This is a genomic window from Enterobacter sp. EGD-HP1, from assembly GCF_000733275.2.
Taxonomy (GTDB): Bacteria; Pseudomonadota; Gammaproteobacteria; order Enterobacterales; family Enterobacteriaceae; genus Enterobacter.
Genome location: NZ_AVOP01000004.1, coordinates 124,194 through 131,927, shown reverse-complemented (window position 1 = coordinate 131,927; position 7,734 = coordinate 124,194). Strand labels below are relative to the sequence as shown.

The 7,734-nt window shown below is 55.8% G+C and carries 10 protein-coding genes; 2 read left to right on the top strand and 8 right to left on the bottom strand.

Annotated elements, in window-relative coordinates; all coding sequences use genetic code 11:
• Positions 1–16: 16 nt before the first annotated feature.
• The 5 genes from thiL to nrdR all read right to left on the bottom strand — a co-directional run bounded on the left by thiL (position 17) and on the right by nrdR (position 3,622).
• Complete coding sequence (gene thiL, locus N037_RS05875; RefSeq protein WP_032639667.1) at positions 17–988, bottom strand: thiamine-phosphate kinase; 972 nt, start codon at positions 986–988, stop codon at positions 17–19.
• A 77-nt stretch (positions 989–1,065) separates the two neighbouring features.
• Positions 1,066–1,485, bottom strand: coding sequence for a transcription antitermination factor NusB (gene nusB / locus N037_RS05870; RefSeq protein ID WP_006809908.1), 420 nt, complete (start codon positions 1,483–1,485; stop codon positions 1,066–1,068).
• 21 nt (positions 1,486–1,506) lie between these two features.
• Positions 1,507–1,977 (bottom strand): 6,7-dimethyl-8-ribityllumazine synthase, encoded by a 471-nt coding sequence (gene ribH / locus N037_RS05865; RefSeq protein ID WP_006176874.1) that lies wholly within the window; start codon positions 1,975–1,977, stop codon positions 1,507–1,509.
• Between the two features lie 87 nt (positions 1,978–2,064).
• On the bottom strand, positions 2,065–3,168 hold the full coding sequence (gene ribD, locus N037_RS05860) for a bifunctional diaminohydroxyphosphoribosylaminopyrimidine deaminase/5-amino-6-(5-phosphoribosylamino)uracil reductase RibD (protein WP_032639665.1): 1,104 nt from the start codon (positions 3,166–3,168) through the stop codon (positions 2,065–2,067).
• Between the two features lie 4 nt (positions 3,169–3,172).
• Positions 3,173–3,622, bottom strand: coding sequence for a transcriptional regulator NrdR (nrdR, locus tag N037_RS05855; RefSeq protein WP_008503337.1), 450 nt, complete (start codon positions 3,620–3,622; stop codon positions 3,173–3,175).
• A 152-nt stretch (positions 3,623–3,774) separates the two neighbouring features.
• Here nrdR and N037_RS05850 point away from each other — a divergent pair, with 152 nt between their 5' ends.
• Both N037_RS05850 and N037_RS05845 read left to right on the top strand, forming a co-directional pair.
• Positions 3,775–4,314, top strand: coding sequence for a DUF3251 domain-containing protein (locus N037_RS05850; protein WP_032639664.1), 540 nt, complete (start codon positions 3,775–3,777; stop codon positions 4,312–4,314).
• Between the two features lie 268 nt (positions 4,315–4,582).
• The gene (locus tag N037_RS05845) at positions 4,583–5,467 is read left to right on the top strand and encodes a nucleoside-specific channel-forming protein Tsx (RefSeq protein WP_025756198.1); all 885 of its coding nucleotides are present in this window, start codon (positions 4,583–4,585) and stop codon (positions 5,465–5,467) included.
• 88 nt (positions 5,468–5,555) lie between these two features.
• On the opposite strand, the gene N037_RS05840 is transcribed toward N037_RS05845, so the two are convergent.
• The 3 genes from N037_RS05840 to secF form a co-directional block, all read right to left on the bottom strand.
• Positions 5,556–6,236 carry a helix-turn-helix transcriptional regulator gene (locus N037_RS05840; protein ID WP_032639662.1) on the bottom strand — a complete coding sequence of 227 codons (681 nt, stop codon included), beginning with the start codon at positions 6,234–6,236 and terminating at the stop codon, positions 5,556–5,558.
• 14 nt (positions 6,237–6,250) lie between these two features.
• Positions 6,251–6,616: a VOC family protein gene (locus tag N037_RS05835; RefSeq protein ID WP_023334690.1), complete on the bottom strand. Its 366-nt coding sequence runs from the start codon at positions 6,614–6,616 to the stop codon at positions 6,251–6,253.
• 142 nt (positions 6,617–6,758) lie between these two features.
• Entirely contained in the window at positions 6,759–7,730 is a 972-nt protein-coding gene (gene secF, locus N037_RS05830) for a protein translocase subunit SecF (protein ID WP_023334689.1), read from the bottom strand.
• Positions 7,731–7,734 lie beyond the last annotated feature (4 nt).

The window sequence follows — 7,734 nt, the reverse complement described above, 5'->3', positions numbered from 1 at the left end:
TACAGAGCGCACAATCTCACGCGAAGTGATCGTACCCTTTCCAGTCCAGCGTAACGGGCGCACCGTCTTTCACAAACTTCAGCCCTTCGCTCTCCGGCATGATCTGACCGATACAGGTAAATTTCGCGCCGAGATGCGCTAACGCCACGTCCAGCGTTCCGCGGTTGAGCTCAGGCACCGTGAAGCATAGCTCGTAATCTTCACCACCGGACAGCGCCCAGCGCAGCGCCTGCTCAGGTTCCACATGGCGAAGCAGTTGCTCAGACAGCGGGAAGAGATCCAGATCAACGCGCGCACCTACGCCGCTGGCATTCAGAATATGCCCGAGGTCCGAGATCAATCCGTCAGAAAGATCGATAGCCGAGCTTGCCCGCTCGCGCAGCGCCTGGCCGTGCAAAATACGCGGCGTTGGCCGCAGATGGCGTTTCACCAGATACGCCGCATCGTCAGCGTCTTTAACCGTTAAACGGTTCTGAAGGATCGCAAGCCCTGCCGCGCTGTCGCCCGGCGTACCGGTCACGTAGATCCAGTCGCCGGGTTTTGCGCCCGAGCGCTTCAGCGCGCGGCCGAGCGGCACGTAGCCGTGGATCGCCAGCGTCATCGACAGCGGCCCGGCTGTGGTATCACCGCCAATCAGCTGCATATCGTAATAATTCAGCTGTTCAAACAGCGCGTCGCTAAAGGCTTCAAGCCAGGCTTCATCCACCTCAGGCAGGGTCAGGGCCAGCGTCAGCCACGCGGGATCGGCGCCCATCGCCGCCAGATCGCTAACGTTAACCGCCAGCGCTTTATACGCCAGATCGGCAGGATCGATATCGGGCAGGAAATGACGTCCGCACACGAGGGTGTCGGTGCTGATTGCCAGCGTCTGTTTTTCGGGAATATTGAGAAGTGCACAGTCATCGCCAATGCCGGTTTCAACATCAAGACGAGAGGTTCTGACACGGTCGAAATAACGGGCAATCAGGGAGAATTCGCCGCATGCCATACGTTATGCCTCAGCAAATAAAAGAAAAAACCGGAGCCGCACTGCCCGTCAGGCAATGCAGGACTCCGGTTTGCGGATCACTTTTTGTGGGGACGGATCGCAGGTGCTGCTTTATCGAGTACGCCGTTTACAAATTTGTGGCTGTCTTCAGCGCCGAAGGTTTTCGCCAGTTCGATCGCTTCGTTGATGGCCACTTTATACGGCACATCATCACGTTTAGACAGCTCAAAAAGCGCGATACGCAACACTGCTTTTTCCACCTGGCCCAGCTCTTCGAGCAGACGGGACAGGTAAGGTTTCATCAGACCATCGAGATACGCGCTATTAGTCGCCACTCCCGACAGCAGTTCACGGAAGTACAGAACGTCAACGTCTTTCACGTCCTGTTCTGACAGGAACTGGTATTCAACATCAGCGATGTCGTTCTGGGACAACTGCCAGGAGTAAAGTGCCTGGACGGCACATTCACGGGCGCGGCGACGAGCAGCAGGTTTCACGGAATTCCCCTTACAAAAAAATCAGGCCTTGATGGCTTTCAATACATTGATCATTTCAAGCGCGGTCAGTGCAGCTTCTGCACCTTTGTTACCGGCTTTGGTGCCAGCACGTTCGATGGCTTGTTCAATACTTTCGGTGGTCAGCACGCCGAACGCGACAGGAATTTCAGCATCCTGCGCAACGTGTGCCAGACCGTTGCTTGCACCGCCCGCAACGTATTCGAAGTGCGCAGTGCCGCCACGAATAACGGTACCCAGCGCAATCACCGCGTCGTATTTACCGGTTTTCGCCAGCGCGCCCGCCGCCAGTGGCAGTTCGTAAGCGCCCGGAACCCAAACAACGGTAATGTTGTCATCTTTAACCTGGCCGATACGTTTCAGGGCGTCAATAGCACCTTCCAGCAGGCTGTCGTTGATGAAGTTGTTGAAACGCGCAATGGTGATGGCGACGCGAGCGTCTGGGGTAGCTACAGCAGCTTCAATAATGTTCATACTCTTCCTTTACGGGTTCATTTGGCCCCGCAGGGGGGCGGATTTTATCATAATACTTTGCGCACTGCTTCCCTATTTCAGGAGCAATTACGCTGTCGTTAAGTGGAGGCAGACATCCGGACCTACCGGACGCATCTCGCTAAATTTGAGTTGCGGTGCGTCGGCCAGTTTTTCAAGGCCGGGCAGCACAAACAGGCCGCGCGCGTCGTGACCTAACACTTTAGGCGCAACGTAAACAATCAGTTCATCCACCAGCCCGGCCTGTAAAAGCGCACCGGCGAGCGTTGGCCCCGCTTCAACCCAGATGCTGTTCACCTGCTGCCTGCCGAGCAGCATCATCAGCACGACCAGATCCAGATGACCGTTATGCTCCGGCACCATAATGCTGCGCACGCCTTCCGGCCATTCGCGAGCATCTTCTCTGGTGCGGGCAATCCAGGTTTCACCCGGCTGCTGGACGATGCGGTGCTCCGGCGTCACCCGGTTGTGGCTATCAATGACAATACGCAGCGGCTGACGCAGGTTCTCCTGCGGATAGAGCGCCTGGGTATCGGCATTCAGCTCTTCCCAGCGCACGGTCATGGCCGGATCGTCAGCCAGAACGGTTTCACTGCTGGTGAGAATAGCATGGCTTTGGGCACGCAGACGTTGCACATCGCGCCTTGCCTGCGGCGAGGTGATCCACTGGCTTTCGCCGTTTGCCATCGCCGTACGTCCATCCAGCGAGGCGCCCAGCTTAAGCTGGATATACGGAAATCCCGTGCGCATGCGCTTCAGGAAGCCTTTATTGATTGCTTCAGCGTCCTGCATCATCAGCCCATGGCTGACGTCAATGCCTTCCTGCTGCAGGCGATACAGACCGCGTCCGGCCACCTGCGGATTCGGGTCCTGCATTGAGGCGACCACGCGTGAAACACCGGCCGCAATCAGCGCTTCGCAGCACGGCGGCGTACGCCCGTGATGGCTACAGGGCTCCAGCGTGACGTAGGCGGTGGCACCGCGCGCCTTCTCGCCGGCCATGCGCAGCGCATGAACCTCGGCATGCGGCTCGCCGGCGCGATAGTGAAAACCTTCCCCCACAATCTCGCCATCTTTAACGATCACGCACCCGACATTCGGGTTGGGATGGGTGGTAAAACGACCGCGCTGCGCCAGCTTCATGGCTCTCGCCATGTAAATCTCATCCTGCATGAGCTTAATCCTGTAAGCGGGCGATCTCTTCGCCAAACTCTTTGATGTCTTCGAAGCTGCGGTAGACCGAAGCGAAGCGGATATAAGCGACCTTATCGAGCTTTTTCAGCTGCTCCATCACCAGGTTGCCGATCATTTTGCTCGGCACTTCACGCTCGCCCAAACCACGAAGGTAAGATTTTATGTGGTTTAACGCCATCTCAACGTCGTCCGCGCTGACGGGACGTTTCTCGAGGGCCTTCAGCATCCCGCTGCGCAGTTTCTCTTCGTTAAACGGCTCGCGCACGTCGTTACTTTTTACCACGCGCGGCATTACCAGCTCTGCAACCTCAAAGGTCGTGAAACGCTCGTTGCACACCAGACACTGCCGACGACGGCGTACGGAAGACCCTTCGCCCACAAGACGAGAGTCAATGACTTTGGTATCCACAGCGGAGCAGAATGGGCAATGCATACGGTATCCCTGTTATCCGGTTAACTGATTTTCATTTTACCCTGATCTGGCCTGACAACAAAGGAAGAGCTTTTTGAGACAAAGGATCTATGTCTGACCCGACGACGCTGGCTACCATTAGGACGATCCGTTATTTCAAGGAAATAAACGCAATGACAAGACGTTACCTGAAAATTTTGCTGGTGGGGAGCCTCTTCACCCTTAGCGCCTGTGCACAGCAAACCGAAGTCCGTCAGATGAAACAGAGCGTGAATACGCTCAATACGGCGATGGACAAACTGAACAAAGAAACGGTGAAGATCACCCAGCAAAACGCCCTGAATGCCAAATCCAGCAGCGGGGTTTATCTCCTGCCGGGCGCGAATACGCCTGCGCGTCTCAATAGTCAGATTGGCACGCTAAAAATGTCTCTGGTGAATGTGGCGGCGAATGCAGATGGTACTCGCGCAACATTACGCATCCAGGGCGAATCCAACGATCCGCTTCCCGCGTTCAGCGGCACCGTAGAGTGGGGACAGATCCAGGGCACCACGGAAAGCTACCAGGAGGTGAATGTTAACAGTCAGCTGTTCACCGCACCGGCCAGCGTGCTGGCTCCAGGCGATGTTGATATTCCGCTACAGCTGAGCGGACTCTCCCCAGAACAGCTGGGCTTTATCCGCATTCACGACATTCAACCCGCCGCGCAATAACCCCCCTCTTTAGCGGAGTGCAATGTCACTCCGCTAACATTTACATTTCGTATGGATTGGCAACATAAATGATTGCCGCTACAATCCCGGCCGTTTAAAGTACGCAAACGTGAACGCAATCGATTACGCATGTGAGAGATATGTGAAACAACACATATTTTTGTGAGCAAGGATTCCTATAATAGGCTCCGCAGAAACACGAAATATTTTGATACGCAAATCGCGCATTTTTCACTCCCGGAAGGGAATTTCAATCAGTGGCATGATTATGAAAAAAACATTACTCGCAGCTGGCGCTGTACTGGCACTCTCCTCTTCTTTCACTGTTAACGCAGCGGAAAACGATAAACCACAATACCTCTCCGACTGGTGGCACCAGAGCGTTAACGTGGTTGGCAGCTACCACACCCGTTTCGGACCTCAGATCCGCAACGATACCTACCTGGAGTACGAAGCATTCGCCAAGAAAGACTGGTTTGATTTCTACGGCTATATGGATGCACCGGTATTCTTTGGTGGTAACACCGACGCGAAAGGTATCTGGAACCACGGTTCCCCACTGTTCATGGAAATTGAACCACGCTTCTCTATTGATAAACTGACCGGTACCAGCCTGGCATTTGGTCCGTTCAAAGAGTGGTACTTCGCGAACAACTATATCTACGACATGGGCCGCAACAAGTCCGGTCGTCAGAGCACCTGGTACATGGGTCTGGGTACGGATATTGATACCGGCCTGCCAATGAGCCTGTCTCTGAACGTGTACGCGAAATACCAGTGGCAGAACTACGGTGCCGCGAACGAAAACGAGTGGGATGGCTACCGTTTCAAAGTGAAATACTTTGTGCCAATTACCCAGCTGTGGGGCGGTAACCTGAGCTATATCGGCTTCACCAACTTTGACTGGGGTTCAGACCTGGGCGACAACGACTTCCGCGACCTGAACGGTAAGAAAGCGCGCACCAACGACTCCATCGCCTCCAGCCACATCCTGGCGCTGAACTACGATCACTGGCACTACTCTGTTGTTGCGCGTTACTGGCACAACGGCGGTCAGTGGAACGACGACGCGAGCCTGAACTTCGGCAACGGCGATTTCAGCGTCCGTTCTACCGGCTGGGGTGGTTACCTGGTTGTGGGTTACAACTTCTAATCAGTGCGGATTCCGCCCGGTGGCGCTGCGCTTACCGGGCCTACGATCCGAATGTAGGCCGGGTTAGGCGTAGCCGCCACCCGGCTTTTTACTGCCTCACCTTGCGTAAAAAATCTGCTAATGACCTGTCTGCACTTTCGCTAAACCGCCTCTCCGTCTGCACAATATTGAGGCATCGGTCGAGCCGGAAACAGCGATAGTCATCGCGCCGTTCGCACCACGCCGCCAGTAACCAACGTTCCCCCCAGAAGAACAGGCCCAGCGGCTGAACCTCGCGCTTTGAAAGCTGCCCAGCCTCATCACGGTAATGCAGCGCCAGCACGCGCTGGGCGGAAATCGCCTGATGGATCCTGTCAAAATCGCTGCGGGAGTGGCTTTGCATGCAAAAATCCGGGGCGTAGATCCGCGTCTGCTCCGCCTTTCGACGACTCTCCTCGGGCAGAATAGCCAACACCTTCTCCTGAGCCGACTCCAGCTCGCGCGACAGCGATTCCCCTCCCCAGGTTTTGAGCAGGCGAATCGCAACGATCAGCGCCTCTGACTCCTTATTTGTCAGCATCAGCGGCGGCAGGTCAAAACCCGACATCAGCCGATATCCGCTCCCCGCCTCACCTTCCACCGGCACGCCGGAAAGCGACAGGTCGCGGATATCGCGGTAGACCGTGCGCTCGGACACGCCAAGCCGGTCCGCCAGATGCGCTGCCGTTGTCAGACGCCTGCCCCGCAGGATCTGCACAATCTGAAACAAACGGTCAGCGCGTCGGGTCATATCTTATTCCGCTCTCAGGCAGGTTGATGGAGGCCGACGCGGTTACCCTCGCTGTCGGTAAACAATGCGATAGTGCCAATACCATGCGGCAGTTCCAGCGGGCCAAACACGCACTCGCCGCCCGCAGAGGCGATGCGATCGAGAGTGGACGCCAGATTGTTAGTATGCAGGTAAATAATAGCGCCCTGCAAAGACGGTGTAACGCCGTCAAATTTTGCCAGCGCCCCGCCGGTACCCGGATCCTCATGCGGGAAAACGGCCAGCTCCGCGCAGTCCATTTTCTCGCGACGCAGCGCGAGCTGCATCACCGGCTCATAAAATTTGATGGCGCGATCCATATCCGCAACCGGAATTTCAAACCAGTTAATTACGCTTTTCATATATTCTCCTGCCTGTTGTTTGGGTTCAGAAGAAGTCTACGACAGGGCTCCTGACAGCATACTGTCAGGAGTGTTTGTCAGGAGCAGATAAAAAAAATCCCGGTCAACAGGCCGGGATTTCGATAACGCGCTAAACGTCGCCTTACGGCAGAATGGACGGCTGATCCGCCCCTTCTTTCTCGACTTTCTGCTGGAGCAGGTGCTCGCGCTTCATGCCGAGTTTCAGTGCCAGTGCGGACGCAACGTAGATAGACGATGCCGTACCGATGGTGACACCGATCAGCATGGTCAGCGAGAAGCCTTCCAGTACCGGACCACCGAACAGGAACAACATCAGGATCACCATCAGAGTGGTACCGGAGGTGATCAAAGTACGGTGCAGCGTCTGGGTCAACGACACGTTAAAGATTTCGTACGGCGTACCGCGACGGATCTTACGGAAGTTTTCACGGATACGGTCAGATACCACGATACTGTCGTTCAGTGAGTAACCGATAACGGACATCAGGGATGCCACAATCGTCAGGTCAATCTCAATATGGAACAGCGACAGTATGCCCATGGTGATCACCACGTCGTGCGCCAGCGCGATAACCACACCGGCCGCCAGTCGCCACTCAAAGCGGAAACCGACGTACACCAGGATGGAGATCAGCGCCACCAGCAGCGCCATCGCGCCGGTTTGCGCCAGGTCAGCCCCCACGCTTGGGCCGACGAACTCAATACGCTTGACCGCCGCGTTCTGGCTGGTTGTTTCGTTAATCACGCTAACAACCTTGCTGCCCAGCTCCTGGCTGCCGTTGGCATCGTGCACCGGCGGCATACGCACCATGATGTCGCGGCTGCTGCCGAAGTTCTGCAGCAGCGGCTCTTCAAAGCCCGCTTTCTGCAGAGACAGGCGCATCTGGTCCATATCGACCGGTTTTTCCAGGGAGATCTCAATGACCGTACCGCCGGTGAAATCCAGCCCCCAGTTAAAGCCTTTCACGCTCATAATGCCGATGGACAGAATCAGCAGTAAACCTGAAATGCCGAAGGCCCAGTAGTCCCAGCGCATAAAGTCCCAGACTTTACGGCCGTGGTTCAATTGTTCAACAGTATATTCCTGTGCCACAACG

Bases quoted from the DNA above. Each gene is read 5' to 3' on its own strand.
- thiL (WP_032639667.1), bottom strand. From the start codon at position 988: ATGGCATGCGGCGAATTCTCCCTGATTGCCCGTTATTTCGACCGTGTC.
- ribH (WP_006176874.1), bottom strand. From the start codon at position 1,977: ATGAACATTATTGAAGCTGCTGTAGCTACCCCAGACGCTCGCGTCGCC.
- ribD (WP_032639665.1), bottom strand. From the start codon at position 3,168: ATGCAGGATGAGATTTACATGGCGAGAGCCATGAAGCTGGCGCAGCGC.
- nrdR (WP_008503337.1), bottom strand. From the start codon at position 3,622: ATGCATTGCCCATTCTGCTCCGCTGTGGATACCAAAGTCATTGACTCT.
- N037_RS05850 (WP_032639664.1), top strand. From the start codon at position 3,775: ATGACAAGACGTTACCTGAAAATTTTGCTGGTGGGGAGCCTCTTCACC.
- N037_RS05845 (WP_025756198.1), top strand. From the start codon at position 4,583: ATGAAAAAAACATTACTCGCAGCTGGCGCTGTACTGGCACTCTCCTCT.
- N037_RS05840 (WP_032639662.1), bottom strand. From the start codon at position 6,236: ATGACCCGACGCGCTGACCGTTTGTTTCAGATTGTGCAGATCCTGCGG.
- N037_RS05835 (WP_023334690.1), bottom strand. From the start codon at position 6,616: ATGAAAAGCGTAATTAACTGGTTTGAAATTCCGGTTGCGGATATGGAT.